This window comes from Streptomyces sp. NPDC093252, from assembly GCF_040683675.1.
In the GTDB taxonomy this organism is placed as follows: domain Bacteria; phylum Actinomycetota; class Actinomycetes; order Streptomycetales; family Streptomycetaceae; genus Streptomyces.
This window is the reverse complement of sequence record NZ_JBFBEM010000014.1, coordinates 82,195-108,898: the sequence shown is the minus strand read 5'-3', so window position 1 is coordinate 108,898 and position 26,704 is coordinate 82,195. Positions and strand designations below refer to the sequence as shown.

At 72.9% G+C, this 26,704-nt stretch carries 20 protein-coding genes, 1 tRNA gene and 2 pseudogenes; 9 read left to right on the top strand and 14 right to left on the bottom strand.

Going from position 1 to position 26,704, the window contains the following annotated elements:
* Positions 1-114: 114 nt before the first annotated feature.
* A complete protein-coding gene (locus AB0O01_RS27445; protein ID WP_365317415.1) occupies positions 115-4,578 on the top strand; it encodes a PAS domain-containing protein in 4,464 nt (1,487 codons plus the stop codon).
* A gap of 175 nt (positions 4,579-4,753) precedes the next feature.
* On the opposite strand, the gene AB0O01_RS27440 is transcribed toward AB0O01_RS27445, so the two are convergent.
* From AB0O01_RS27440 to AB0O01_RS27425, 4 genes and pseudogenes are all read right to left on the bottom strand, one after another.
* On the bottom strand, positions 4,754-6,421 hold the full coding sequence (locus AB0O01_RS27440; RefSeq protein ID WP_365317413.1) for a long-chain fatty acid--CoA ligase: 1,668 nt from the start codon (positions 6,419-6,421) through the stop codon (positions 4,754-4,756).
* Between the two features lie 198 nt (positions 6,422-6,619).
* Entirely contained in the window at positions 6,620-7,177 is a 558-nt protein-coding gene (locus tag AB0O01_RS27435) for a SigE family RNA polymerase sigma factor (protein WP_365317412.1), read from the bottom strand.
* Positions 7,178-7,387: 210 nt separating this feature from the next.
* Positions 7,388-7,807: pseudogene (locus tag AB0O01_RS27430) on the bottom strand (lipid-transfer protein); the annotation flags it as partial.
* Between the two features lie 231 nt (positions 7,808-8,038).
* The gene (locus AB0O01_RS27425; protein ID WP_365317410.1) at positions 8,039-8,365 is read right to left on the bottom strand and encodes a hypothetical protein; all 327 of its coding nucleotides are present in this window, start codon (positions 8,363-8,365) and stop codon (positions 8,039-8,041) included.
* Between the two features lie 360 nt (positions 8,366-8,725).
* Between AB0O01_RS27425 and AB0O01_RS27420 the strand changes: the two genes are divergently transcribed.
* Positions 8,726-9,685 carry a bifunctional DNA primase/polymerase gene (locus tag AB0O01_RS27420; RefSeq protein ID WP_365317408.1) on the top strand — a complete coding sequence of 320 codons (960 nt, stop codon included), beginning with the start codon at positions 8,726-8,728 and terminating at the stop codon, positions 9,683-9,685.
* 28 nt (positions 9,686-9,713) lie between these two features.
* Here AB0O01_RS27420 and AB0O01_RS27415 read toward each other — a convergent pair.
* From AB0O01_RS27415 to AB0O01_RS27390, 6 genes and pseudogenes are all read right to left on the bottom strand, one after another.
* Positions 9,714-9,947, bottom strand: a pseudogene (locus AB0O01_RS27415) (helix-turn-helix domain-containing protein); the annotation flags it as partial.
* A gap of 329 nt (positions 9,948-10,276) precedes the next feature.
* Positions 10,277-10,942 (bottom strand): YdcF family protein, encoded by a 666-nt coding sequence (locus AB0O01_RS27410; protein ID WP_365317406.1) that lies wholly within the window; start codon positions 10,940-10,942, stop codon positions 10,277-10,279.
* Positions 10,943-11,070: 128 nt separating this feature from the next.
* Positions 11,071-11,400 (bottom strand): hypothetical protein, encoded by a 330-nt coding sequence (locus AB0O01_RS27405; protein ID WP_365317608.1) that lies wholly within the window; start codon positions 11,398-11,400, stop codon positions 11,071-11,073.
* A 209-nt stretch (positions 11,401-11,609) separates the two neighbouring features.
* Positions 11,610-11,918: a hypothetical protein gene (locus AB0O01_RS27400; protein WP_365317404.1), complete on the bottom strand. Its 309-nt coding sequence runs from the start codon at positions 11,916-11,918 to the stop codon at positions 11,610-11,612.
* Between the two features lie 170 nt (positions 11,919-12,088).
* Positions 12,089-12,175, bottom strand: a tRNA-Ser gene (locus tag AB0O01_RS27395).
* Between the two features lie 63 nt (positions 12,176-12,238).
* Complete coding sequence (locus AB0O01_RS27390) at positions 12,239-13,786, bottom strand: trypsin-like peptidase domain-containing protein (RefSeq protein WP_365317402.1); 1,548 nt, start codon at positions 13,784-13,786, stop codon at positions 12,239-12,241.
* A 309-nt stretch (positions 13,787-14,095) separates the two neighbouring features.
* Between AB0O01_RS27390 and AB0O01_RS27385 the strand changes: the two genes are divergently transcribed.
* The 3 genes from AB0O01_RS27385 to AB0O01_RS27375 all read left to right on the top strand — a co-directional run bounded on the left by AB0O01_RS27385 (position 14,096) and on the right by AB0O01_RS27375 (position 17,009).
* Complete coding sequence (locus AB0O01_RS27385; protein ID WP_365317400.1) at positions 14,096-14,923, top strand: glycerophosphodiester phosphodiesterase; 828 nt, start codon at positions 14,096-14,098, stop codon at positions 14,921-14,923.
* Between the two features lie 200 nt (positions 14,924-15,123).
* Positions 15,124-15,762 carry an ATP-binding protein gene (locus tag AB0O01_RS27380; protein ID WP_365317398.1) on the top strand — a complete coding sequence of 213 codons (639 nt, stop codon included), beginning with the start codon at positions 15,124-15,126 and terminating at the stop codon, positions 15,760-15,762.
* Between the two features lie 281 nt (positions 15,763-16,043).
* A complete protein-coding gene (locus AB0O01_RS27375; protein WP_365317396.1) occupies positions 16,044-17,009 on the top strand; it encodes a DUF5926 family protein in 966 nt (321 codons plus the stop codon).
* 308 nt (positions 17,010-17,317) lie between these two features.
* Here the strand turns inward: AB0O01_RS27375 and AB0O01_RS27370 are convergent, their stop codons facing one another.
* Together AB0O01_RS27370 and AB0O01_RS27365 are read right to left on the bottom strand one after the other, a co-directional pair.
* Complete coding sequence (locus AB0O01_RS27370; protein WP_365317394.1) at positions 17,318-18,058, bottom strand: hypothetical protein; 741 nt, start codon at positions 18,056-18,058, stop codon at positions 17,318-17,320.
* A gap of 56 nt (positions 18,059-18,114) precedes the next feature.
* Positions 18,115-18,780, bottom strand: coding sequence for a bifunctional DNA primase/polymerase (locus tag AB0O01_RS27365; protein WP_365317392.1), 666 nt, complete (start codon positions 18,778-18,780; stop codon positions 18,115-18,117).
* A gap of 614 nt (positions 18,781-19,394) precedes the next feature.
* Between AB0O01_RS27365 and AB0O01_RS27360 the strand changes: the two genes are divergently transcribed.
* Entirely contained in the window at positions 19,395-20,990 is a 1,596-nt protein-coding gene (locus AB0O01_RS27360) for a PP2C family protein-serine/threonine phosphatase (protein WP_365317391.1), read from the top strand.
* A gap of 288 nt (positions 20,991-21,278) precedes the next feature.
* On the top strand, positions 21,279-22,793 hold the full coding sequence (locus AB0O01_RS27355; protein WP_365317389.1) for an aminopeptidase P family protein: 1,515 nt from the start codon (positions 21,279-21,281) through the stop codon (positions 22,791-22,793).
* A gap of 154 nt (positions 22,794-22,947) precedes the next feature.
* Here AB0O01_RS27355 and AB0O01_RS27350 read toward each other — a convergent pair whose 3' ends face one another.
* A complete protein-coding gene (locus tag AB0O01_RS27350; protein WP_365317387.1) occupies positions 22,948-23,757 on the bottom strand; it encodes a triphosphoribosyl-dephospho-CoA synthase in 810 nt (269 codons plus the stop codon).
* A gap of 106 nt (positions 23,758-23,863) precedes the next feature.
* Complete coding sequence (locus tag AB0O01_RS27345) at positions 23,864-24,355, bottom strand: ATP-binding protein (protein WP_365317385.1); 492 nt, start codon at positions 24,353-24,355, stop codon at positions 23,864-23,866.
* A 427-nt stretch (positions 24,356-24,782) separates the two neighbouring features.
* Between AB0O01_RS27345 and AB0O01_RS27340 the strand changes: the two genes are divergently transcribed.
* Both AB0O01_RS27340 and AB0O01_RS27335 read left to right on the top strand, forming a co-directional pair.
* Positions 24,783-25,667: a hypothetical protein gene (locus AB0O01_RS27340; RefSeq protein WP_365317383.1), complete on the top strand. Its 885-nt coding sequence runs from the start codon at positions 24,783-24,785 to the stop codon at positions 25,665-25,667.
* Between the two features lie 205 nt (positions 25,668-25,872).
* A complete protein-coding gene (locus AB0O01_RS27335) occupies positions 25,873-26,658 on the top strand; it encodes a YcnI family protein (protein WP_365317381.1) in 786 nt (261 codons plus the stop codon).
* Positions 26,659-26,704 lie beyond the last annotated feature (46 nt).

Sequence of the window (26,704 nt, the reverse complement as noted above, 5' to 3'; positions counted from 1 at the left end):
CCGAAGCGACCCCAGCGCTTAGACTCCCTCGCGTGACACGTCGCGGGCAGGTTGGCAAGATGGCCCGAGCGGTCGGCAAGGTGCGGTAATGCGGTAACAGGAGGGAAGCGTCTCGTGAGCAGCAGGCCATCCCGAGGCGCTGCTCGCCTCGCAGCGATACTGGACGCGCTGCCCGACGCGTTGGTGCTGGTCAACGCGAACGGGACCGTCGTCAACGCCAACACCATCGCGCTGGAGGCATTCGAAGCCCCGGGCACCGCACTCGTCGGACGCGGGCTGCTGGATCTGCTGCCCCAGTTCGACTCCAAGCTGATCCCGGGCGGTATGCGCCGTCCCGATCACATCGACCCCCGCGCCCGCACCAAGCCGACCCGGATGATCGCCCGCCGCACCGACGGCACCGAGTTCCCGGTCGAGGTCACCAGCGCCAATCTGGAGAACGCCCAGCAGGCGTACGACGGCTACGGCTACACCTCCGCCGCCGATGAACTGCTGATGCTCGTCGTGCGGGATCTGTCGGGGACCGTCGACACCGAGGCCGAGCTGGCGCGTTCGCAGCGGCAGACCGAGATGATTCTGCGGGCCGCCGCCGAGGGGGTCGTGGGGACGGACACCGACGGGCGGATCGTCCTGGTCAATCCGGCCGCCGCGCAGATACTGGGCTACCGGGCCGGTGAGCTGGGCGGCAAGGAGCTGCACACCCTCGTCCTGCACTCACGCCCCGACGGCTCCCCCTTCCCGTACGACGAGTCGCCGCTCGCCGACACCCTGCGCTCCGGGCGCAAGCACCGGGTGCGCGGGCAGGTGCTGTGGAGCAAGGCCGGGGAGAAGGTCTCGGTCGATCTGACGACCGCTCCGGTGCGGGACGGGGATCAGTTGGTCGGCGCCGTCATGGCCTTCACCGACCGGCGGCCCTACGACTCCCTCGCCGCCGAGAAGGACGGCGTCGAGCAGCGGCACGCCGAGGAACTGGAGCGGCTCTCCGAGGAGCACGCCTCCGACCTCACCGCGCTGCGCCAGCGGCATGTCACCGAGGTCGAGGAGCTGCGCGAGGCGCACGCCGAGGAACTCGCCGCCGGTGAGGACCGCTACGCCGCCCTCGCCGAGCGCGAGAAGGACCGTTACGAGGCCCTGTCCGGACGGCACGAGCAACTGCTCACCCTCCTCGCCACCTCCCTGCGCGGCCCCCTCGACGAACTCCGCCGCGACCTCGCCGCCCTCGCCGCCGACGACGCCGGTCAGCTCTGGCCCGAGGCCAACCAGGTCCTGCACCATCTGTCCGCGGGCTACTCGCGGATCACCACCCTCATCGACAACGTCCTCGGCTATCAGCGGCTGGACGCCGGAACCGAGTCCGTGGCCCGTACGAAGGTGATGCTGGACTCCGTCGTCGCCGCCGGGGTCGACGGGGCCGTCGAGCTGATCGGGCCGGGGCGGGTGCAGTTCGCCGTGCACGCGCCGCCCATCGAGGCCGAGGTCGACCCGGCGCTGCTCGCCACCGCGCTCGCGCATCTCGTCGCCGATGTCGCCGGGGTCGACGCCACCGGCAACTCCCCCGTCTCCGCGGGCGGCTACATGGACAACACGGTCGTCGTCGCGGCGGCCCAGCGCGGTGAGGTGGTACGGATCGAGGTGCGCGGGCCGTACGCCGGGGGCGACCCGGTGCACGAGCCGATCGTGCGCGGGATCGTGCGCGCCCACGGCGGGGTGCTCCAGACCCATGACGTGCCGGGGATGAGCGGCAGCGCGTTTGTGCTGGAGGTGCCGATCGGGGGCGGGGCGGGGGCGGTCGCGGCTGCCGCTGTGCCGGGTGCGGGGGTCGCTGTGCCGGGTGCGGGGGCGGGTGCTGTTGTGCCGGGGGGCGGGGAGGAGCATCCGGACGACGGTGCCGAGCACGCCTCCGGCGGGGGGCGGCGGCGGGCGCGGCGGTCCTCCGTCGACGCTTTCCTGGACAGTGAGGTGGCGGGGGCCGCGGCAGGGGGTGGTGCGGGGGAGGGCGACCGGCCCGCGCCGACCGGGCGGCGCAGGCGCCGGGCCGTAGAGGAGCAGCAGGAGCAGCAGGGCGAGCAGGGGGAGCAGGGGCAACAAGTACAGCCGGGGCAGCAGGTGGGGGCTGTTGTTCGACAGGCTCCGGCGGGGCAGGGCGGGCAGCAGGGTGTTCGGGGGGCCGTCGGGGCCATCGAGGGGCCCGCGCCGACCGGGCGGCGGCGGGGGCGGCCCGCCGAGGTGAGCCCGCAGGGCGTGGCACCCGCCTCGCCGCTCGCGCCCGTTCCGCCGGTCGCCGCCATCGAGCCGGTCGCCGCGCAGGGGTCCGTCGTCACCGCCGCCGAGCACGCGGCCGGGGCCGCCGCGTCCCGTTCCGGGCTCGGCGCGGCCGTTCCGCCGCAGGGTGTGCCCGCCGGGCCCGCGGGGCAGCTCGCCCGGCAGGGGGGCGGCCAGCCCGCCGCCGCGCTGCCGCCCGCGCTGCCCGCGCCGGGGTCCGCCTCCGGCGCCGGTTCCGGTTCTGGTTCCGGTCCCGGTGGGGCGGAGTCGGGTGGTGAGGGCGGCGAGGAGTCGTCCGGGCGACGGCGTCGGGCGCTCGCCGCCGCGCAGGAGCGGGCGGTGGCCCAGGAGGCTGCTCCCCGTACGGTGTTCGCGCTGCCGCCCGCCGAGGCGGACCGGGAGGCGGAGGCACCGCGGCAGAGGCCGGTGGCGGCCGGTGGGGTGACGGTTCCCGCGGCCACCGCGATGCCGATGTCCCCGGCGGTGCCGGTACCGGTGCCCGCGCAGGGTGTTCCGGACGGGCGGGGGCGGCACGACGCCGTACCGCACCCGCATGACCAGGGCGAGGATCACACGCCGCCGCAGCCGCATCCCGCCGGGGCGCCGGACGGGAACCCGACGGGGCGCCGGCGCCGGGCGGTGGCTCCGCCCGCGATCGAGCCGATGGAGCCGATGGCCGGGGTCGCGGCGGGCGAGGGCGCGGGCGCGGGCATGGGGGTGGAGGCTCCGCAGGGTGTGGGGGCGGGGTACGGCGTTGCGGGGCAGGGGGTGCCGGTTCCGGGGCAGGGGATTCCGGTTTCGGGGCAGGGAATGTCCGGCCCGGGGCAGGGGATTCCCGCTCAGGCCGTCGCCCCCGGTGCTGCTCCCGGTGCTGCTCCCGGCGTCACTCCCGGCACCGCTCCCGGGGCTACTCCCGGTGGCGTCGCGCCGGTACCCGCGCAGGGGATTCCCGGGCCGGGTGTCCCCGCGCCGGGTGTCCCCGGGCAGCAGTCCGCCCCGGCGCAGCCGCATCCCCAGCTCCAGGCCCAGGGCCAGGGCCAGGGCCATTCGCACGCCCGTTCCCAGCCCCAGCCCGCGCCGACCCCGGCGTCCGGGACCCCGCTCCCCCCGGAGGCACCCGCGCAGGCCCGGCCCGCGCAGCCGTTGCCGGCCGAGGCCGCGGGGCCCGCGCCCGCCGTCCCGGTGGACCCCGACTCCACCCAGGGCAGGGCCATAAGCGTCCGTACGCTCGGACAGGGTGTGCCCTTCACCCGGCAGGCCGGCCAGGTCCAGCAGCCCCCGCCGCAGGGGGGCGGCGGTGCCACCCCGGCACCGCACAACCCCTCCGGTTCCGGGAGGCGGCGCAAGCTGGGCACCCGGAACGAGGGTGCCGGGGCCGCCGCCCCCGAGCAGCAGGCCCGGCAGCATCCCCCGGCCGAACCGGCCGTCCCGTCGCCCGTACCCCGCCCGGCGCAGCCCTCCGAGGGCATCGGACGCTCGTACGCCATAGGCGCGCCGGACGAGAACGCGGCGGAGGGGCCGGAGCCGCTGGACGGCCCCGGCGGGGCCGTCGAGGTACCGGACCCGCCGCGTCCGCAGCCGATGGACGACGAACTGCCCCCCGAGCCCCTGGACAACCCCCGGCGGCTGCTGGTCTGGCCCGCCCCCGATGTCTCCACCCAGCAGGCACTGAGCGACCGGGGCTACCGGCCGGTCATCGTGCACTCGCGCGAGGAGGTGGACGCGCAGATCGCGGCCTTCCCGGCGGCGCTGTTCGTCGACCCGCTGACCGGGCCGATCACCCGGACCGCGCTCCAGTCGCTGCGGACGGCGGCGGTGGCCGCCGAGGTGCCGGTGATGGTGACGGCCGGGCTGGGACAGGCGACCCGCGAGGCGGCGTACGGTGCCGATCCCGCCGTGCTGCTGAAGGCGCTGGCGCCCCGGGACAGTGAGCAGCATCCGCCGCGGGTGCTGCTGATCGAGGAGCACGCGGAGATCGCGCTGGCGCTGACGGCGACGCTGGAGCGGCGGCAGATGCAGGTGGCGCGGGCGGCGAGCGACGCGGACGCGGTGGCGCTGGCGGGGCAGTTCCGGCCGAACCTGGTGGTGATGGATCTGATGCAGGTCCATCGGCGGCAGGCCGGGATCGTGGACTGGCTGCGGGCGAACGGGCAGCTCAACCGGACGCCGCTGGTGGTGTACACGGCCGCCGTGGACCAGGCGGACCTGCCGCGGCTGGCCTCCGGCGAGACCGTGCTCTTCCTCGCCGAGCGGTCCACGAGTACGGAGGTGCAGAGCCGGATCGTGGATCTGCTGGCGCGGATCGGGACGAACTGACCCCCGTTCTCCCTTCTGTTCGGGCGCGGAGCTGGAGCCGACCCCGCGCCCGAATCCATCGTCACCCGGATCCGTCGTCATCCGGATCCATCGTCACCCGGATCCGCCCTCGCTCAGATCCATCGCCACCCGGCGGGGAGCCCGACCCCGCCCCGCCCCCGCCTCCGCTTGCCGGTCAGATCTCCGTGATCTCCAGTTCCCCGGCCGCGTACTGCCTGCGCAGCACCTTCTTGTCGAACTTGCCGACGCTGGTCTTCGGGACCGCCGGGAGGATGGTCCAGCGCTCCGGGAGCTGCCACTTGGCGATCTTGGCCTCGTCCTGGAGGAAGGTCCGCAGGGTCTCGAAGCCGGCGTCGGCGCCCTCGCGCAGGACGACCGTCGCGAGGGGCCGCTCGCCCCATTTCTCGTCGGGGACGGCGACGACCGCGGCCTCGGCGACCGCCGGGTGGGCCATCAGCGCGTTCTCCAGTTCCACCGAGGAGATCCACTCGCCGCCGGACTTGATGACGTCCTTGGCGCGGTCGGTGAGGGTGAGGAAGCCGTCCGGGCTGATCGTGCCCACATCGCCGGTCTTCAGCCAGCCGTCCTCGGTGAACTTGTCCTCGGGGCGCTGCGGTTCGCCGTCGGGCCCGTTGTAGTAGGCGGCGGCGATCCAGGGGCCGCGGACCTCCAGTTCGCCCGCCGACCGTCCGTCCCAGGGGAGCCGCTCGCCGCCGGGGCCGGTCAGCCGGGCCTCGACGCCGGTCGGGAAGCGGCCCTGGGTGATGCGGTAGCCGAACTCCTCGTCCGTGCCGACGGCGTGGGCCGGGGGCCGGGCCACCGTGCCCAGGGGGCTGGTCTCGGTCATGCCCCAGGCGTGGCAGACCCGCATCCCGAGCCGGTCGAAGGCTTCCATCAGGGCGGGCGGACAGGCCGAGCCGCCGATGGTGACCTGGGTGAGCGAGGAGACCTCCCGGGGGTTCGCGGTCAGCTCGCCGAGCAGGCCCTGCCAGATGGTGGGGACCGCGGCGGCGTGCGTGGGCCGCTCGCGCTCGATCATCTCGGCGAGGGGGGCGGGCTGGAGGAAGCGGTCCGGCATCAGCAGATTGACGCCGGTCATGAAGGTGGCGTGGGGCAGGCCCCAGGCGTTCACATGGAACTGCGGGACCACCACCAGGGAGGTGTCCCGGTCGGTGAGGCCCATCGACTCGGCCATGTTGACCTGCATGGAGTGCAGATAGACCGAGCGGTGGGAGTAGACGACGCCCTTGGGGTCGCCGGTGGTGCCGGAGGTGTAGCACATGGCGGCGGCCTGCCGCTCGTCCAGCTCCGGCCAGTCGTACGCGGTCGGCTTGCCGGCCAGCAGTTCCTCGTACTCGTGGACCCGGACGCCCGCGGTCGCGGCGGCCTCGGTGAGGGGCGCCCGGTCGCCGGGGCCGGAGACGATCACATGCTCCAGCGTCTTGAGGTGGGGGAGGAGCGGGGCCAGCAGGGGGAGGAGGGAGCCGTTGGCTATGACCACGCGGTCGGCGGCGTGGTGGACGATCCAGATGAGCTGCTCGGGGGGCAGCCGGAGGTTCAGGGTGTGGAGTACCGCGCCCATGGAGGGGATCGCGAAGTACGCCTCGACATGCTCGGCGTTGTTCCACATCAGGGTTGCAATCCGGTCGTCCCGGGCCACCCCGAGGTCGTCACCGAGGGCGTGCGCGAGTTGGGCGGCGCGGGCGCCGATCTCGGCGTAGGTGCGGCGGTGGGGTTCGGGTTCGCCGGTCCAGGTGGTCACCTGCGAGGACCCGTGGATCGTGGATCCATGGGTCAGGATCCTGGAGATGAGCAGTGGTACGTCCTGCATGGTGCTCAGCACGGCGTCCTCCCGGGGCGGCTCTGCCTACGCGGCGGTAACGATTGCCTCGATTCTGCGCACGTACCGCTTGGTATGTCACTAGATCCGGGAGAGATGACGAGAGTTGAAGAGGGATGAGGAGAGATGAGGAGAGATGAGGGGCGGTGAGGGGCGGTGAGGAGGTGTGAGGAGATGTGAGAGGGGGTCCGAAGGGGGGTGTCAGCGGACCAGGACCAGTTCCGGGTCCTCTCTCAGCTTGCCCAGCGCGCGGGAGACGGCGGACTTCACCGTGCCGATCGAGACGCCGAGGACCTCGGCGGTCTGGGCCTCGCTGAGATCCTCGTAGTACCTGAGGACGACCATCGCGCGCTGGCGGTCGGGCAGGCGCATGATCGCGCGCCACATCGCGTCGTGCAGCGCCTGGCGCTCGGCCGGGTCGTCACCGGACGGCTCCGGATCGGGCTCCGGCAGTTCGTCGCAGGAGAACTCGTCCACCCGCCGCTTGCGCCACTGGGAGGTGCGGGTGTTCAGCAGGGCGCGGCGGACATAGCCGTCGAGCGCGCGGTGGTCCTCGATGCGCTCCCAGGCGACATAGGTCTTGGTCAGCGCGGTCTGCAACAGATCTTCCGCGTCGTTGGGGTTGGCGGTGAGCGAGCGGGCGGTGCGCAGCAGCACCGGTCGGCGGTCCCGTACGTACGAGGCGAACGACGGGTAGGCCGCGTACGGCGAGGGCCGCCGGGCGGCGTCCGAAGCGCTGGTGCAGACGGGTGTGGTCATGGCTCCCACGCTAGGAGCGGGACACCCGCACGCGGATCGCCCGGAGGTGCCGAAGCCGGGTCCCCCTCAGGTTGTAGGGGTGGGGCTGGCTGGACCTCCCAGAGGTGGAGTGGGGGTGGAGAGGTACTGGGGGTTTCCCTCAGGGAGGTGCCGGGGCGGGCACCCGGGGCGGGGGCGGCCACGAGGGCCCTGGCCAGGGGGATCAGGGGGTCAGCGGTCCGGCGCCAGCACGAGCGCCGAGGTCGGTACGTCGGTCCCGGCCGTCACGAGGACGTGTCCGGCGCCGGGCACCTGGTTCACGGACGTACCCCGTACCTGGCGTACGGCCTCGGCGGTGCCGTTCATACCGTGGAGGTACGCCTCGCCGAGCCGGCCGCCGTGGGGGTTCAGCGGCAGCCGGTCCGCCGCGACGAACCCGGCGGCCTCGCCGCGACCGCAGAGGCCGTACTCCTCCGGGGTGAAGTGGTCGTAGAGGATGCCGGCGTCGATGTCGGCGGGGCCGGGTCCGGAGGTGCGCCAGAGGCGGCGGGCGGCGGCGGCCTCCGGGAGGGCGGTGAGATCGTCGGTCTCCTGGCAGCAGTCCAGCAGCCGCAGCGGCTCCACGGTCCAGCGCGAGGTGGAGAGCGTCAAGGTGTTCCGTGTTCCACCCTGGCCCATCGACCCCGAACCGAACCGAACCGAACTGGACTGGACCGGACTGGACTGGACCGAATCGGACCGGACCGACCCTCCCCGGGAAACGACTGCGCGGCGGTGCCGAAGCACCGCCGCGCGGACGCTGTTTCCCCACAGAGCACACCCACACAGGAGGCCGGGGCGGCCGGCCGAGCGGCCGCCCTCTCAGCTCACCGGAAGATCACCTCACCCGAAGACGGGGGTGAAGTTGACGGCCACGTTGGAGTTGCCCTGGTTGACCGAGGTGAACGCGGAGCCGTCGACCTGAGCGGTGTTGCTCTGGTTCGAGGCGCCCGAGCCGATCGCCTGCTGCTGGGTGGTGGCCGAGTTGCCGCTGTTGTCGCCGCCCACGCCGCTGCCGAGGCTGCCCTGGATGGCGTTGGTGACGGTCGCGCTCGATCCGTCGTTCGCGAGAGCACCGTTGTCGGCCGTCGCGGCGCCGGTGAACAGCGCGGCGGCGAGCGGGAGGGCGGAGACAGCGGCGATGACGCGAGCGGTACGGATGCTTGCCATGTGAAATTCCTCCGGAACGGGGACACCCGGCTTTGTGAGCCGTGATGAGAGGTGAACTTCGGCTTCTTCCGGGGCAGTTGGCCATCCGCCTCGGGGTGGTGCACGACGTCGCGAGATCAGAGTTGCCCACCGAATCCCCGGCGAACCAGGCCGGAAGCCCCGATTCCCCCTGAAGCGTGATGACAAGTCGATAAACCCCCTCCCTCACCTGATCTCCCAGGTCAGGGCACTCGGCACGGCACAGCCCAAGCGGGACAAGGGGTGAAGCGTTCCCGCACTTTTCCGGCACCTCCCCGGGTCCGGGCGCGTCGCATTCGCCCCCTCTTCCCTTTCTCGAACATACGTACGAAGATAGAGCCCATGGCGACCATCGACCGGCAGGCCGGCACGCTCGCCCTCGCCCACGCCCTGTCCGCCGCGGCGCGCGGTCTGGCGGTCATCCCGCTGTCCCGGACGAAGCTCCCGGCGCTGCGCTCCCCGCACCGCGCCCCACCGCCTCCGCCACCCCCACCGCCTCCGCCTCCGCCTCCGCCCCATGCGCCGTGGCCGCCCCGCCCCACGTCCTCATCACCCCCCGCCGCCCCTCTGCCGCGCCCCTGCCACGGCGAGTGCGGACGGTTCGGGCACGGGGTGTACGACGCCTCGACCGACCCGGCGCGCATCCGGCGGATGTTCGCGGCGGCACCCTGGGCGACCGGCTACGGCATCGCCTGCGGACTGCCCCCGCACCACCTCATCGGCATCGACCTGGACACCAAGGCGGGCACGGACGCCACCGCCGCGCTGCGCGAACTGGCGCTGCGCCATCTCTTCACCATCCCGCCGACGGTCGTCGTCCTCACCCCCTCGGGCGGCCGGCACCTGTGGCTGTGCGGCCCGCCGGACATGGTGATCCCCAACTCCGCGGGACGGCTGGCCCCCGGGATCGACGTCCGGGGCGCGGGCGGCTATCTGGTGGGCCCAGGTTCCCGTACCGGGGCGGGGGTGTACGCGACGACGCCGGGCACCGCGTTCCTGCCGCCGGCGCCGTGTCCGCCGGCGCTGCTGCGGCTGCTGCTGCCGCCGACGCCCTCCGGGCCACGGCACGCGGCGCCGTCCGGGGGCGGCGGCCTGGGCCTCGTCCACTTCGTGGCGGCGGCCCGCCCCGGCCAGCGCAACACCCGCCTCTTCTGGGCGGCCTGCCGGGCGTACGAGAACGGAATCGGCCACGACCTGCTGCCGTCCCTGATCGACGCGGCCCTCTCCACGGGCCTGACGGAACAGGAGGCACGGGCGACGATCGCGTCGGCGGGGAGGTTGGTGGGGTATCGGAGGGGGTGATGAAAACACCCGGGGCGGTGGGGCCGGCCCCGGTACGCCGCTGGAGGTGGTGGCGGAGGTTGGCGGGTGAGCCGAATCCGGCGCGGACGGCGATCTGCTCGATCGGTGTCTCGCTGCGCTCCAGCAGAAGTTGCGCCTGCTGGAGCCGGATACCCAGCAGGTACCGGAGCGGGGACTGCCCGGTGACCGGCGGGTCGTGCCGGCGACAGGTGGCGAAAGGGGTGAAGAGGGGGTGAAAGACACCTCGCGGTGCCCGATCCATCAGGGACCGTGGTCCGCGTATGGCGTGGCCCAGCGCATGGAGAAGGAAGCCAGGGCCGGGGCAGCGCGGCCCGTACGCCTACGCCGGTAGGCGGTCGGCCCTTGCCCATATGACCTGGTCAGGGGCCATCCTCACGGCTTGCCGACACGATCGGTACGGGATTCGAACCCACGGTGATGTCACCGCCACGACGGTTTCAAGACCCGCCGCCTTCCTGGACGTCCGTCCCCGGTGACCTGCGCGCACCTCCCGGTGCAGCAGCCGTGGCACCCCGGGTTGGCCGGTGGCTTGGTTAGCCATAGCGGGGCCCAGAGAACCGCGTGATGCCATCACTCCCGCGATGCGGTGTCGGCCACCAGTCGGCTCGTGAACCCGGCATCACACAGACGTTCGAACGCCGCTCCCACCCCTCCGGGCACATCCTGCTCGACCATGAGCCCCTGCCGCGGATAGATCACAACCCGCTGCTGCGCACCGACCACCATGTCGATGACCAACCGAGCGTCTCCGATCGAGTCGATGTAGTCGGCCAAGCTCATCCGGGTGGACGCGCTGACCCACTCGACTTCGGGCCAGACTCTGCGTGCGGTCGCGTAGGCCCGTCGTTCCTCATACGGCTTGCTGACCAGCAGAACGGACGACGCCTCCACCCCGTGCTCGTCGAGCACCGCGCGCGAGAAGCGGATGTTCTCCCCCGTGTTCCGGGCCCGCGGCTCAACGAGGATGGCATCGGCCGGAACCCCCCGCTCCACAGCTCGCTCCCGGTAGTGTTCCGCCTCCCCGCGCGGCATGCGGTCGCGTGTGGTGCGGCTGGTGGCCCCGGTGAAGACGATCAGCGGCATCATGCCCCGGTGGTACAGATCGGCGGTGGTGTCCGCGACCCCGAGATCATGACTGCCGAGCCCGACCGCGACAGAGCACGGGCGCGGCTCGTGCCCCATCCGCTGAAAGTCCCAGAGCCGCTGAGCGTCGGCCCACACCCGCGCTGAGATCACTTGCTCTCACCCTCCACTGTCGCTGAGTCGGCGCGGCGAGATTCACGCCCCTGATCGGCTGGCGCGCCCGCCGTCGTAACCGGCCGTCGTCGGCCGGGGCACAGGCTTCGATGCTCTGCCTCGTCTGTTCAGGACGAGGGCCTGAAGCCGGCGGAGCGGTCGAGGTGGAACGGGGAGCCGGGACCCGTTGGAGTCCATCCCTGGTGAAGGGCGAGTTGAATGGCCTGGGCGACGTCGGACGGCAGTACGGGCTCGGCCTGCCGTCCGCACCAGTTGCCAGAGTGCGGCTGGTCGGTGGTGACCACGAGCGTCGTCCCCGGAGTGTCCGCGTGTTCGACCGCGAACATGCACGGCGACCAGACGAGCCCCTGAAGGTACGTCGGCCTGCTCCGCAGCCGCCAGCGGTACGCCGTACCGTCGACAACGATCCGCCGAGATCCCCTGCGGACCAGCGCCATGGCTCCCCCTTCCACAACGACGACGCTATCGAGCCCGCCCACGACGCCCCTTTCGATTTCCCCTCCCGTTCAACACCGTTCAGGGCTGCCCGGCCGGGGCGGCCGAAGGCGGAAGCCGCTCTCGGAGCCGACCGCAGGCCGGTACCGGTCAAGCCGGATGCTTGCTCGCCGAGTCCGGGCATCTGTCGGGACATCGGCAGGAAACGTCCTCAGTAGACGATGACTCGCCAACGGTCGACCCACAGCAGCCACTCACCGCCGGTTCCCCGCACCTGGACGCGGTCGCCCTCCACCTGCCAGACGGTGCCGTACAGCGTGGCATCAGGAAGGTCCACCCGCACGACGTCATGGACATCGAGGTCATCCTCGACCGGCCGGGTCCAGGACTTCGCACAGCGATCACAGTGGTAGCCGACCACGTTGTGTCCCGCGACGGCCATCGGGCTGCCCGGACGGACCGCTTCGACAAGGCACCGGGGGCACGGATCGGCGGTGTGCGTGCCTACTGAGCGGGACATCGTCCGATCCTGCGGTACAGCAACGAAGTACAGCAACCCCCGCAATCGCCGGCACCCGATCCGGCCAGGACATCGCAGGGAATCACGGTTCCGTTCCGCGCGGGCCCGGCGCAACGAGACGGCCCCTGACCGGATGACCTGGTCAGGGGCCGTTCTCACTGCTCACCACGCGGTGGGTGTGGGATTTGAACCCACGGTGACGTCGCCGCCACGACGGTTTTCAAGACCGTTCCCTTAGGCCGCTCGGGCAACCCACCCCGCGCCGGAGGCGTGAGCCCTCGGCGCGGGGACAAGAGTAACCGGGTTCCGGCGGGGACGGGTCAGCTATCGCCCACGCGGGAGTCCAGGGTGACGTCGACCGTGTTGGTCTTGCCGTCGCGCTCGTAGGTGAGGGTGACCTTGTCGCCGGGCTTGTGGGTCCAGATCTCGCCGATCAGGGTGGGGCCGCTGTCGATCACCCGGTCGTCGAGCTTGGTGATCACATCGCCCGGCTTGAGGCCCGCGTCGGCCGCCGGGCCGCCCGGCTCCACCGCCTCCGTGCCGGCCGCGCCCGTGTCGGTGATCTTCGCGCCGCCCGTGCCCTCCTCCAGGGAGACGGACGCGCCGATCTTGGCGTACACCGGCTTGCCCGTCTTGATCAGTTGCTCGGCGACGTACTTGGCCTGGTTGATCGGGATCGCGAAGCCCAGGCCGATCGAGCCGGACTGGCCGCTGCCGCCGAGGCCGCTGCCGGAGGACTGGATCGCGGAGTTGATGCCGATCACATTGCCCTGGGCGTCCAGCAGCGGGCCGCCGGAGTTGCCCGGGTTGATCGAGGCGTCGGTCTGGAGCGCGCTCATGTACGACGCCTGGGAGCCGCTGCCGTCGCTGGAGGCGACCGGGCGGTTCTTGGCGCTGATGATGCCGGTCGTCACCGTGTTGGACAGGCCGAAGGGCGCGCCGATCGCGATCGTCGAGTCGCCCACCGCCACCTTGTCGGAGTTGCCGAGGGTGAGCGGCTTCAGGTCCGACGGGGCGTTGTTGAGCTTGATGACCGCCACGTCGTACCCCTGCGCGTTCCCGATCACCTCGGCGTCGTACTTCTTGCCGCTCGGGAAGGTCACGTTCAGGGTGCCGCCGTCGACGGCTTCGGCCACCACATGGTTGTTGGTGATGATGTGGCCCTCGGTGTCGAACACGAAGCCCGTGCCCGTACCGCCCTCGCCGCTGCTGGAGGCCGCCTCGATGGTGACCGTACTGGGCAGCGCCTGCGCGGCCACCCCGGCGACCGTGCCCGGGTCGCGCTTGACGTCGCCGCCGCTGTCCGAGGCCGAGACGGTGGTGGAACTGGTCTCGTCGTTGTCCTTCGCCAGGGTGTAGCCCAGCCCGCCGCCGAGGCCGCCCGCGAGCAGCGCCGCCACCAGGACGCCCGCGAGCAGCCCACCGCGTCCGCGCCCGGAGCCCGGCTTCGGCTCGGGTGCCGAGGAGGGCGGGGGCGGCGGAAAGCCGGGGGGCTGGTGGTGTGCGCCACCGGGATCGGTGGGACCGGTGGGACCGGTGCCCCAGGGGTCGCCTGCGCCCGCCGCGCTGCCCGGCGCCGGGGGCGGCCAGGACGCGTCCGGGGCGGAGACCCCGTGCCCGCCCGGCGTCCCGGAGGAGTCGGCGGGCGTCCCGTACGCGTCGCGCGTGGCGTAGGGGGAATCGGCTCTTCCCGGCGTGTCGTGCGGGGCGTAGGACGCGTGGGGAGAGGGGGGCGAAGAGAGGGACGGGATCGGAGCCGGAGGGGTGTCCGGGGCCGGGGGGAATGCGGCTGCGGGCGCGTCCACCGGTGCGGGAGGTGCGGACGGCGGCGCCGGCGGTACCGCGGTGCCCTCGTTCTCGGTGCTCACAGCTTCTCTCCTCGGTCCACGGTCAGGGTGGCGGTCACGGTCACCGTCACGATCCACGGTCGGCATGCCCCGTGCGCGTCCGCGTCAGCGGCAACCACGGAACGGATGGGTCGTCGTCCGCTGCACGCGTAGTGTCCGCACGCACCCGCCCGCAGGTGTATGCCGTCAGCTTTTCCCACCGGCTGTCAGAGCACCATAAGCCGAGCCTGTGTGTCCCGGACTGTTCTTTATATTGGATTACATGTGATGTTTGGGAATTATTGGGCTTAACGGATGCATCCCGGCCCGCCCCGATGACACCATGTCGCGGTGACCCACGCCCCCCAGCGCCGCATCCAGGTCGTCGCCCACCGCGGCGCCTCCGAGGACGCCCCCGAACACACCCTCGCCGCCTACCGCAAGGCGATCGAGGACGGCGCCGACGCCCTCGAATGCGATGTACGTCTCACCGCCGACGGCCACCTCGTCTGCGTCCACGACCGCCGCGTCAACCGTACGTCCAACGGCCGCGGCGCCGTCTCCGCGCTGGAGCTGGCCGAACTCGCCGCCCTGGACTTCGGCTCCTGGAAGCGGACGGAGTCCTACCGCACCCGCGACGAGGACCCCGACTGGGAGCACCGCCCCGAGGACCCGGCCGACACCTCCGTCCTCACCCTGGAACGGCTCCTGGAACTGGTCGCGGACGCCGGGCGGCCCGTCGAACTGGCGATCGAGACCAAACACCCCACCCGCTGGGCCGGTCAGGTGGAGGAACGGCTGCTGCACCTGCTCAAACGGTTCGGCCTGGACGCCCCCGCCACCCCCGAGGAGTCCCCGGTCCGGGTCATGAGCTTCTCGGCCCGCTCCCTGCACCGCGTCCGCGCCGCCGCGCCGACCCTGCCCACCGTCTATCTGATGCAGTTCGCCTCACCCCGGCTGCGCGACGGACGGCTGCCCGCCGGGGTCCGGATCGCCGGGCCCTCCCTCCGGATCGTCCGCCACCACCCCGCCTACGTCGAACGCTTCCGGCGCGCCGGTCACCAGGTGCACGTCTGGACCGTGAACGAGCCCGAGGACGTCGACCTCTGCGTCGACCTCGGCATCGACGCCATCATCACCAACCGCCCCCGCGCGGTCCTGCGCCACCTCGGCCGCTGAACGGCCGACCGGAAGGGGCGCGTAAAGAACTCGGGCGATCTCTTGACCTCACCCGCCCCCTCCCGCCATTCTCCGGTCTCGGCCACGCCGTCGAATTCCAGCCATACCCGCACCGTCCCTTGACAGTCTCCTGACAGTGTCCTGACGGCTTCATCACAGGGAGTGCACCGGCGCGTTCGGTCCGTGTTCGATCCAGGTGAGTGCGTCACAGCACATGGGCTGGCCGGTTTCCGGTACAGGCCAATGGGGCATCCACACCGTGGCGTGGGGCGAAGGAGGTCTCGGGGGTGGCGTTGGTGGTGGCACAGGAAGTGCCCACGTCGTCGAGCATGGCCGTACCCCATGGCCCTGCGGGCGTGGGGAAGGCGCGACACCGGATGCGCGATCAGCTTCGCACAGGCGGTGTGGCCGAATCGGTCATTGACGATGCTGTATTGATCCTTTCCGAACTGTTGAGCAATGCCTGCAAGCACGGCCGGCCCCTGGGCGACGCCCTGGCCGGGGACGGCGACGTCCGGGCCGCCTGGCGGGTGGACCCGCGCGGGCGGCTGATCGTCGAGGTCACGGACGGCGGCGGCCCCACCCGCCCCGCACCGGCGACCCCGTCGGTCACGGCCCACGGCGGCCGGGGGCTGAACATCATCACCGCACTGGCCGACGACTGGGGTGTCCGGGACGACGCCCGAGGCGAGGTCACGGTGTGGGTCGTGGTCCACGACGATGTACGCGACCACCGGTCCGGCCATCGCCGCGACGATTTCGCGACCCGGGTCGGGGCACCCGCCCTCTCGGCGGTCCCCGACCTGGACTTCGCGGACGCGTTCGACGATCTGGACTGACGGACGCGGGCAGAGACACAGGTACCGGCAAGGCGCTTCGGCGCGCACCGGCCGACCGGCCGACGGGCGGCACCTCCCGCCCGGCACCGGTCGGCCGTACCCGCCGGCCATACCCGCTGGCCGTACCCGCCGGGCACGGCACGCCGGTCGCCGCACCCATCCGGTTCCCGGGCCGCGTCCGTGCCTTCGGCACGACCTCCCCCCTCCGGACACCAGCCCTCCGCACCCGAGCGACTAGGCTCGCGCCGTACCAGAAGAGCCGTCTCCGGGAGACATCCACCATGGCCAAGAAGCGACCCCAGTCGAAGGGCGCGCGCCCGCAGCTCACGGATGGAGAGGTTCCGGTCGTCGGCGCGCGCGAGCCCTGCCCCTGCGGCAGTGGGCGCCGCTACAAGGCATGCCATGGCCGCGCCGCCGCGCAGGCCGTGACGGAGCTGGTGCAGCGGCCGTTCGAGGGCCTGCCCGGTGAGTGCGACTGGGTGGCGCTGCGCGAACTGGTCCCGGCCGCGACCGCCGAACTGCGCCTGAGGGACGGGCTGCCGGAGGGCGTCCCGTCGGTGACGCTCGCCACCGTGCTGCCGATGGCCTGGCCCGCGCTGCGCCGCGACGACGGCTCGGTGCTGATCGGCCTCCAGAACGACACCGCCTCCGGCGACATCAGCCGCGACCTCGCCGACACCCTCACCCAGGCGCTGACCGCCGCGCCCGGTACGCCGGTGCAGGCGCGCCGCGTTCCGGCCGACGGGCCGCGCCTCCAGGATCTGCTGGACCCGGAGGGCACGTTCGCGCCAGTTGTGCACACCGGCTTCGAGTTCTGGGTGCCGGACGCGGAGAACGCCTCGGCGGAGGTGACCGCCTCCCTGGAGCGGGCCAACGCCGCCGCCATCCCCACCGTCAAACTGACCGGCGTCGACGCGGCCTACTGGTGCGAGGCCCCCGACAAGAACCATCTGCGCTGGGTGATGCCCCACCCCGAGGAGCAGTTGCTCGACGCGCTCGCCAGGCTGCACGCGGCCGGCCGCTCGGGGCTCGGCGAGGGCACCCGGCTGGTGGGCTCCTTCCGGGCGCACGGCCTCACCGTGCCGGTCTGGGACCTGCCGAGCGCGACGAGCGCCGAGGACATCGAGAAGCCGGCCGCCGAGTTCGCCGAGCGACTGGCCGTCGCGCTGGCCTCGGACGAGCCGCTCACCGGCGACGAGCGCCGCGCCCGAGGCGGTCTGACCAACCGTCAGGTCACTTTGAGCTGAGTCCGCCGGGAGCCGTGCGGCGGCAGGGCAGAAGGGGTGCGGCGGCTGATCGGTCGGTCAGCCGCCGCACCCCGTTCCGGAGCCCGGCGCGCCGCACCCTCCGGCCCGCGTTCCATCCCCAACTCCCGTCGGCAACAAGCCAGTCGGCGTCCGGAGCGATGGGTAAATGCCGAGATCGAATTTGCTAACAGCCGATCTCTTGTTACCGTTCCAGTAGCCCGGTTGCTGGTGCATCCCCCGTCGCCAGCAATCGGGCCTCTTCATGCCCCCGCGCCGCCGGGCTCCCGGCCCCTGCGCCGCTCCTGTGGTCAACCGCTCGCCGGGTCGCCCGAGTTGCTCCCCGAGCGCAGCAGCGAAGGCCCCGTACCGGCCGCGTCCGCGAATTCCGCGACCGCCGAGTAGTGGTCCAGTCCCCCGCGCGTCCGCTCCCTCGGCGTCGAGCACTCCGCCGGTTCGTCGCCCCCGCCCACCGGACAGTGCAGGGTCACCGTGCGCCCACCGGGGCCCATGAGGGTGAGGACAGCGGTCAGGGCGTCGCCGGTCGCGTTGCGGTAGTAGGTGCGCGCCCAGGTGTCCTCGCCCTGGGTCAGGACGCAGGTCTGCGCCTCGATGCCGTCCGGCGAGGTGAGTTCGGGACCGCAGCGGGCGGCGGTGGCGAGGCCGAGACCGAGGGTGTGGGTGGGGGTGGGGATACGGGTGAGGGACGAGGGGGAGTCGGAGACCGCCGGGGTGCGTCCGGTCACCGTGTCCGGGGCGAGTCCGGTTGCCGTATCAGGGGCTTGCTCCAGGATGCCGGGCCGGTCGCCGCCCGGAGCCCGCGCGTCCACCCGGTCGCCACCCGCAGCAGTACCGCCGACAGCCCCACCGGCCGCAGTTCCGCCGCCGTCCTGCTCGTCCTGCCCGTCCCGCCCGCTCCGCTCGTTCTGCCGTACGAGGGTGGCCCCCCGGGTGTCGTCCCCGTCGCCCGCCGGGCCCGCCGACGCCACCGCCAGGGGCAGGACGACCGCACACACCGCGAGGCCCGCGAGGGCGAGAAGACGGGGGTTCATGCGAGGGACGATAACGAGCGGGGACGGGCGCCCGGTTCCGGCGGCGCCCGACACCCCTACAACTCGGGCGCGCTCACACCCGTACGAGTGAGGGCCTCGACGACCGCGTCGACCACGGCCTCCACATCGGGCACCCAGGGGGAGGCCGAGCCGGGCAGCGGTGCGCGCTCCCAGTGGATCTCGCCCTGGCCGGTGACGGACGGAGGGAGGGCGAGGTAGCCGCCCTCGCCGTGGAAGCGGAGCGAGCCGGGGACGAAGTCCTTGGCGTACAGCAGTTCGCCCAGTTGTTCCATCGAGTACGGCCGGACCAGCAGCGCCCAGCGGGTGGGCGAGGCGACGACCGGGCCGAGCCGCATGCCCTCGCGGTCCAGCGCGGTGAGGGCGCGGGCGGCGGCGGCCGCGGGCAGGCTCACCGCGCAGGGCGCGGTACCACCGGTCGCGAGGATGACCGGGGCGGTGGGGCGGTTGGCCCACCACCAGCGGATCATGCGCTCGTCGGTGGTGGCCGCGAGCAGTCCGGGGTCGAAGGGGTGGGCTCCGGGCACCGTGCACTCGGGGTCGGGGCAGCCGCAGCGGGACCGGCCCTCTGGGTCGGCCGCCACACCGGGGAGTATCGGCCACTGCCACTGCGTCCCGAAGGTCAAAGCCGCGCCGACCAGCTCAGGTCTCCCGTCGTTCCGCCTGGACAGGAGCCTGCGTCGCCTTCCGAGGATCTCGCGCATGAGCGCTCGTTCCTTTCCGTTGCACGCCTGGCAACACCGTGGGCCACATTCACACCATGTGCCTTCACACCATGTGTCGATCACTTCACTGTGCATACCTATGGGCGCATCACACCCCTGCCGTGAGCACGGGGACCCCTCTGGGTCGAGCATCGGCTGCGTCCGCTGCCGTCGCGTCCATGCTGTGGCTGTCCATGGTGCGGCCGACTGCTGCTTCCGCCGGCCGCGTCTTCTCACTGCGTCCGGCCGCATCCAGCCGCTTCTGTCAAAAGCTCTGCCACAAGCATGGATGTGGCGTGGGGTGGCGAAGTCTGGCGTTTTCGGGTCGCGCTCTTACTCTTCGCCGCCACCACGAGAGGATGGGGCACGGTCGTCGGTGGCTAAGACGCCCGGGTCCGTCACCAGGTTCCGGGTATCCCCCAACCACCCCTGGCCTTCACCGAGTACGTACCCATCACGACCGCTGTGACGCTCCGTCGAGCAAGGCCAGTCGACCCCAATCACCCGATACATGAGTCAGTTTTAAGCCAACTTTGCCTTTCCATAAGGGGAACAGCGATTCCTCCCGCGGGACGCATGGATACCCCTCGGACACCAGGAATCCCAGCAGGACAATGCTGGACATCTCCTCACGAGTGCGTGTACATGTGGAGACACTGCTAGCGACGCAGAATGACATGGGGGTTTGCGATGCTTTGGAGCAGTACGCACCGGCCGGAAAGCCGGACACCATGACCGCCCCGCACCCTCCGAAAGTGGCCGGAATCGATTCCACGGTTCCCTCACCCGCCCACACTGTCGCGCCCGCGCCCGTGACCTCCGGCGCCACCGGGGCCGCCGAGGACCCCGGGACCCCCTCCGGCGCCACCGCCGTCCCGCCGACGGTCACGTCCGGTGCGGGCGCCCTGCTCCAGGACCGGCTGGCCGGCTGGGTCTCCGATCTCACCACCCTGCACGAGCTGACCGAGCGCCTGACCCGCACCGACACCCTCCCCGACGCCCTCCGGGAACTGCTGCGCGCCGGAGCCGCCCTGGTCGGCGCCCGTCGCGGCCTGGTCGTCCTGGAACCGGCCGACGGACTCGGCCCCCGCTCCACCCTCGGCCTCGGCCTCGCCCCCGCCGACCTCGGCCATCTGGAGACCGTCCCGCGCTCCTCCCTGCCGCACGGCGCCCTCCTCGACGCCCCGGCCGGGCCGCCCGGCGCGGTGACCGAGGCGGTGCGCGCCGATCTGTTCGCCGAGGAGGGGCTCGACCCGCGCCATCGCGAGGTCGCCGCCCACCTGGGCTACGCCGCCGGTTACGCCCTGCCGCTCGACGCCGAGCGGGCGGGCCGGCTCGGTGCCGCCGTCTGGCTGTACGACGAGCCCGCCGAGCCGGTCGCACGCATGCGCCATCTGGCCCGGCTCTACCTCCGCCACGCGGGCGAGCACCTCGCCCGGCTCCTGGAGGTCGAGCGCACCCGGGCCCGCCTGGCCACCATCGCCGAGGAACTGCTCCCCTCCCGGCTGCCCCGGGTCCCCGGCGTCCAGCTCGCCGCCCGGCACCGCACCGGGCCGCGCGGCGGCGGTGACTGGTACGACGCGCTGCCGCTGCCGGACGCGGCGCTCGGGCTGGCGGTCGGCTCGGTCACCGGGTCGGGGCCGAGCGCGGTCGCCGCGATGGGGCGGCTGCGGGCCTCCCTGCGCGCCTACGCCGTGATGGAGGGCGAGGACCCGGTCGCCGTCCTGTCCGATCTGGAGCTGCTGCTGCGGCTCACCGAGCCCGCCCGCTCGGCCACCGCCCTGTTCGCCTACGTCGAGCCGGCGCTCGGCAAGCTCACCCTCGCCGGGGCCGGGCACTGCCCGCCGCTGCTGATCGGCGAGCGGCGCACCGAGTTCGTCGAGACCTCCGTCTCCGCGCCGCTCGGGATGCTCGCCTGCTGGGAGGCGCCGAGCGTGGAGGTCCAGGCGGAGAGCGGCGAGACGGTGCTGCTCTACACCGACGGGCTCCTCCAGCGCACCGGCGACCCGGTCGACCGGGCGTTCGCCCGGCTGCACGCGGCGGCGGCCGGGGTCCCCAGGGCGGCCCGCCACGACCCCGAGGCGGTCACCGACCACATCCTGCGGGCGGTCCTGCCGGAGGGGGCGGGCGGGGCGGTCCTGCCGGACGGGGCGGGCGGGGCGGTGGACAGTGAGGAGGATGTGGTGATGCTGGCGGCGCGGTTCGAGTAGGGCCGGGCCGGGAGCCGGGCCGTATGGGGTCGGGGCGCCGGTGGGCGGGTGGCGTGCGTGGGCGGGTGGCGCGTGCAGGTGGGAGTGGCGCGGGCAGGTGGGGGGCGCGGATAGGTGGGAGCGGCGCGGGTAGGCGGGTGGTCGCTGCACGTAACGGGCATTCCGGGTGTCGGCCCCCCTTCCGTACGTCCGTACGATGGACAGGGCCCCTGTCGTGACCGGGCCCCCTCGTGACGTATCCCCGATATCCCCGATATCCCCGATATCCCCGATCCCAGGAGGATCACCGTGGCCGACCAGCTCACCCCGGAGAACCGGGAGACCCCGGAGAACCCGGAGACCCTGGAGAACCTGGACATCGAGCCGGAGGCCGAGTCCGACAAGCCGGTCAAGCAGCGCAAGAACGGGCTGTATCCCGGTGTGTCCGACGAGCTGGCCGAGAACATGAAGTCCGGCTGGGCCGACACCGAGCTGCACGACCTCGCGCCGATCCCCCAGGCCGCCGAGACCGCCGCCCGGCGCGCCGCGCTCTCCGCCCGCTTCCCGGGCGACCGCCTCGTCGTCCCCGCCGGCCGGCTCAAGACCCGCTCCAACGACACCGAGTACCCGTTCCGGGCGTCCGTGGAGTACGCGTACCTCACCGGCAACCAGACCGAGGACGGCGTCCTGGTGCTGGAGCCGCGCGCCTCCGGCGGGCACACCGCGACGATCTATCTGCTGCCGCGCTCCGACCGGGAGAACGGCGAGTTCTGGCTCAGCGGCCAGGGTGAGCTGTGGGTCGGCCGCCGCCACTCGCTCGCCGAGGCCGAGCAGCTCCACGGCATCCCCGCCTCCGATGTGCGCGAGCTGGCGGGCGCCCTGCGCGAGGCCACCGGCCCGGTGCGGGTGGTGCGCGGGCACGACGCCGGGATCGAGGCCGCCCTCACCGACAAGGTCACCGCCGAGCGCGACGAGGAGCTGCGGGTCTTCCTCTCCGAGCAGCGGCTCGTGAAGGACGACTTCGAGATCGGGGAACTCCAGAAGGCCGTCGACTCCACGGTGCGGGGCTTCGAGGACGTCGTACGGGTCCTGGACAAGGCCGAGGCGACCTCCGAGCGGTACATCGAGGGCACGTTCTTCCTGCGCGCCCGGGTCGAGGGCAACGACGTCGGCTACGGCTCCATCTGCGCCTCCGGGGCCCACGCCTGCACCCTGCACTGGGTGCGCAACGACGGGCCCGTCCGCTCCGGCGATCTGCTGCTGCTCGACGCGGGCGTCGAGACCCACACGTACTACACCGCGGACGTGACCCGGACGCTGCCGGTCAGCGGGCGGTTCACCGCCATCCAGCGGAAGATCTACGACGCCGTCTACGACGCCCAGGAGGCGGGGATCGCGGCGGTGAAGCCGGGCGCGAAGTACCGGGACTTCCATGACGCGTCCCAGCGGGTGCTGGCGGAGCGGCTGGTGGAGTGGGGGCTGGTGGAGGGGCCGGTCGAGCGGGTGCTGGAGCTGGGGCTCCAGCGGCGGTGGACGCTGCACGGGACGGGGCACATGCTGGGCATGGACGTCCACGACTGCGCCGCCGCGCGGACCGAGACGTATGTGGACGGCGTGCTGGAGCCGGGGATGTGCCTGACGGTGGAGCCGGGGCTGTACTTCCAGGCCGACGATCTGACCGTGCCGGAGGAGTACCGGGGGATCGGGGTGCGGATCGAGGACGATCTGCTGGTGACGGAGGAGGGGAACCGGAACCTCAGCGCTGCGCTGCCTCGGGAGGGGAGTGCGGTGGAGGCTTGGATGGGGGCTGTTGTGGAGGGGTGAGGGTTGTGGGGGGTGCGGGTGAGTGGGGGGTGCGGGTGAGTGGGGGGTGTGCGCAGTTCCCCGCGCCCCTGGAGGGTTGTTGGTCGGGTGCGGGTGGGTGGGGGTTGGGCGCGCAGTTCCCCGCGCCCCTTAGGGGGTTGTGGTGAGGGGGTTTTTATCTTCTGGTGTCCAGGAACAGGGCTCCGGACAGGAGGGGTGCTGTGCCTCGGGGGCTCAGGGCGCGGGCTGTGAGGTCGGTGTCCAGGGTGGTCAGGGCGGTGTGGCCGGCCGGTGTCGCCGAGCCGCCCGCTTCGAGGACAGCTCGCGCTCCCGACTGGACGTGACGCAGGCCGCGCGGGCCCGCCGTGTGGAGGAGTTCCGTGTCCTGGAGGGTGGACATCACCGTCAGCAGGGCGTCCAGGCGGGCCTCGCCCTCGGACGCGCCGGACGCGCGGGCCGCCGCCAGGGCCGTCAGCGCCCGGCGGACATGGGGGAACCCGGCCCGCGCCTCACCCCGCGCCCCCGCCGCCCCGTACGTCGCCGACACCGTCGACCCCCGGGACGGCCGACGCGGTGCCCGGCGGTCGGGGTGGGCGGCGATCCGCTTGGCGGTCAGGGCGATGTCCTCGGGGCCGCCCTCCGGGGTCAGCGCCGCCGCGGCGACCAGCAGCCCCAGCGTCCACAGGGCACCCCGGTGACCACCGCCTGCCCGGCCCACCGTGTGCTCCGCGCAGCGGCCTATCGCGCCGAGTTCCGCGCGCAGCTCCGCCGTGGGCTCCCCGGTGCGGCGGGCCGCCGCCGCCATCGCCGTCAGTCCGGGCGCGAGGGCCTTCGCGGACCAGCGCAGACTGCCGTGATCCCGGCCCCCGGCGGCCCCGGCGAGGTCGCGCGGGTCGGGCAGGCCCGGTTTCGGTGCCAGCGCCAGTTGGGCCGTCAGTGCCGAAACAGCCGTCTGCGCCAGCGCCTCATCCGCCCCGATCTGCATCGTCGTACTGTACGGAGCAGTGCGGTGAGGGCGCTGTGAGGACTCCGTGGGAGTCCGCTGGGCGGGGGCATCAGGGGGAGTACGGGGCGGCGGGGGTACGGGCGGGTTAGACGGCCATCAGTGGCGCGTCCTTGCGCCACTTCAGCAGCTTGTCGAAGCTGACCACGGCGCCGCCCCGGCCGGGTTTGTTGGCGATATGGACATGGTCGGCGAGTTCACGGATCAGGTAGAGGCCCCGGCCGTTCTCGGCCTCGTCCATCGCCAAGGGTGTGGCCGTGGGTGTGGCCACGTGGGTGGCCATGGACGGTGGGCGGGGCGGACGGTCGGCCGTGAAGCCGGGGCCGGAGTCCGTGACCTCGATACGGCACATCTCGCCGTCGAGATAGGCCGTGACGCGATAGGCCCCCGAGAACGACCCGGGGGCGCTGCCGCCGCCGTGCTCGACGGCGTTCGCACACGCTTCGCTCAGTGCCACGGAGAGGTCGTACGAGACGTCGGGGTCGACGCCCGCGGTCTCCATGGTGCCGAGCAGCAGGCGCCGGGCGAGCGGGACGCTCGCAGCCTCGCGCCGCAGATGGAGTGACCACCAGATGCTCATGCTCCAGCCTCCTGGCCGCGGCTCGACATACCGTTACGTATTGCCGCCCACGCCCGTACGCAATCGCGATTTCTCGGTGACTCCGCCCATACAGCGGATGCGAGGGGGGTGGCGCCCGGTGTATGTGGGGCGCGAGGGGCATCACTCGGCCCGCGCGTATCAGGGGTTTCGGCCGTTCGGCCGCAGATCTTTCCCGGTTCTCCCGAACATCCCGAATACATCCTGAATAAATTTCGCCCCTCGCCTTTGTGATCGCCCGGGAGGGAGAGGGATCCTCGCGAAGGCCGCCGTAGGGGGCAGAGGTGCCGTAGGGGGCGGGTAGCCGTAGGGGGTGGGTAGCCGTAGGGGGTGGGTAGCCGTAGGGGGCGGGTAGCCGTAGGGGGCGGGTAAGGGGCGGGCGCGGGGCCAGTGCGATGATGAGGCCGCCATGACTGCCCCCCTACCGCCACTGCCGCCCCCGCGCGCGGCGCGGGCCGGGAGAGATCTCCGGATCCTGCGGGCCGCGGTGTTCGCCGCGGTCTGCGTCGTGCTGTCCGCGGTCGGGCACGTCATCGCGTCCTGCGCGGCGGTACCGCTGTGGGCGCTGGGGACGGGCTTCGTGGGGGTGCTCGCGGTCGCCGTGCCGCTGGCCGGGCGCCGCCGGTCGCTGGGCGGGATCGCCGGGCTGCTGGCCGTCGGGCAGCTCGCCCTGCACGGTCTCTTCGGGCTGGGCCAGCACCGTACGGCCGAGGCCGCCGCGGAAGCGGCCCGTGCCGCCGCCGACGCCTCGCTCGTCGAGCGGGCGGCGCGGCTGGTGTGCGGGACGACGGCCGCCGCGCTGAGCCCGGCCGAGGCGCAGCGCGTGCTGACCGAGGCCCGGCTGATGCCGGGGGCGGGGGGCGCGCACCACCCCGGGGACCCGGTGCCGGGCGGTGCGGACGCCGCTGTGTCGGGCGTCGTGTCCTCCTCCGGTGTGCTGCTGCCGTCCCTGCCGATGCTGCTGGGGCATGTCCTGGCGGCGCTCGCCGCGGGCTGGCTGCTGCGGCGCGGCGATCTGGCGCTGCTGCGGCTGATCGACCTCTCCGCCCAGGGGGTGGAACGGGGACGGGGCAGGGCCGAGATGGCACCCGTACGGGCCCTGCGCATGGCCCTCGCCCTCGTGCGCGCCCTGTGCGCGGGGCTTCCGGCCGCACCGGGGAACGGTCCGCGCGCCGTGCGCGCCACCGACTTCGCGCCTCCCGAGCCGTGCGCGGAGGCGCTTCAGCATTCCGTCGTCCGGCGCGGTCCGCCCGCCCCCGCGTACGGCTCCGCCGCGTACGCCCTCGCCGTCTGACGCGACAGCGCACTTCGTTCTGCTTCCGAGAGATCCGGAGACCCGGAGACCTGGAGATCCGGAGGGGTGCTGTGCCGTGCGGCGGCACCGTCGTACGCGCCTGTACCTCTTCCTCTCCGGCGTCGTCTTCGAGCGTCGTCTCCGAGCTTCCTCTCCCAACCTCCTCTCCAACGGATCACTCACCCGAAGTGGAGTGCCTCACCCCATGAAGGCTTCCCGTATCGCCGCCGCCGGGGCCGTCGCCGCCGCGGCCGTCGTCGTCCTCGCCCCGTCCGCCCTCGCGCATGTCAGTGTGCAGCCGGAGGGGACCGCCGCCCAGGGCGGTTACGCGGTCGTCGACTTCAAGGTGCCCAATGAGCGCGACGACGCCTCGACCACCAAGCTGGAGGTCACCTTCCCGGCGGAGTACCCGTTGTCCTCGGTCCTGCCGGAGCCGGTACCGGGCTGGCGGACCGAGGTGACCCGGTCGGAGCTGGACAAGCCGATCGAGTCGCACGGCCGGCAGATCACCGAGGCGGTGACCAAGGTGACCTGGACCGCCACCGGCAAGGGCATAGAGCCGGGCTTCTTCCAGAAGTTCCCGGTCTCCGTCGGCGCCCTGCCCGACACCACCGACGAACTGGTCTTCAAGGCCCTCCAGACCTACTCGAACGACGAGGTCGTGCGGTGGATCGAGGTGCCTCGGGAGGGCCAGGAGGAGCCGGACAACCCGGCTCCGGTACTCGCCCTGTCCGCCGCCACCGGCGACCACCACGGCTCCGCCGCCGGAGCGGACGAGGAGCCCGCGGCGGACGCCGCCAACGCCAACGCCAACGCCAGCGCCAGCGCCTCCGCCACCTCCACCGCGTCCGAGGGTTCCGGCGACTCCACCGACACCACCGCCCGGGTGCTCGGGGTCGTCGGGATCGCCGTCGGCGCGGCGGGGGTGGCGTACGGCGTGCTCGCGGGGCGGCGCCGCGACAGCGCGACCGGCGCCACGACCAGCACCTGAACCGGAGCCGGGGCCGGCACCGGAGCCGGGGCCGGTGCCGGGGTCG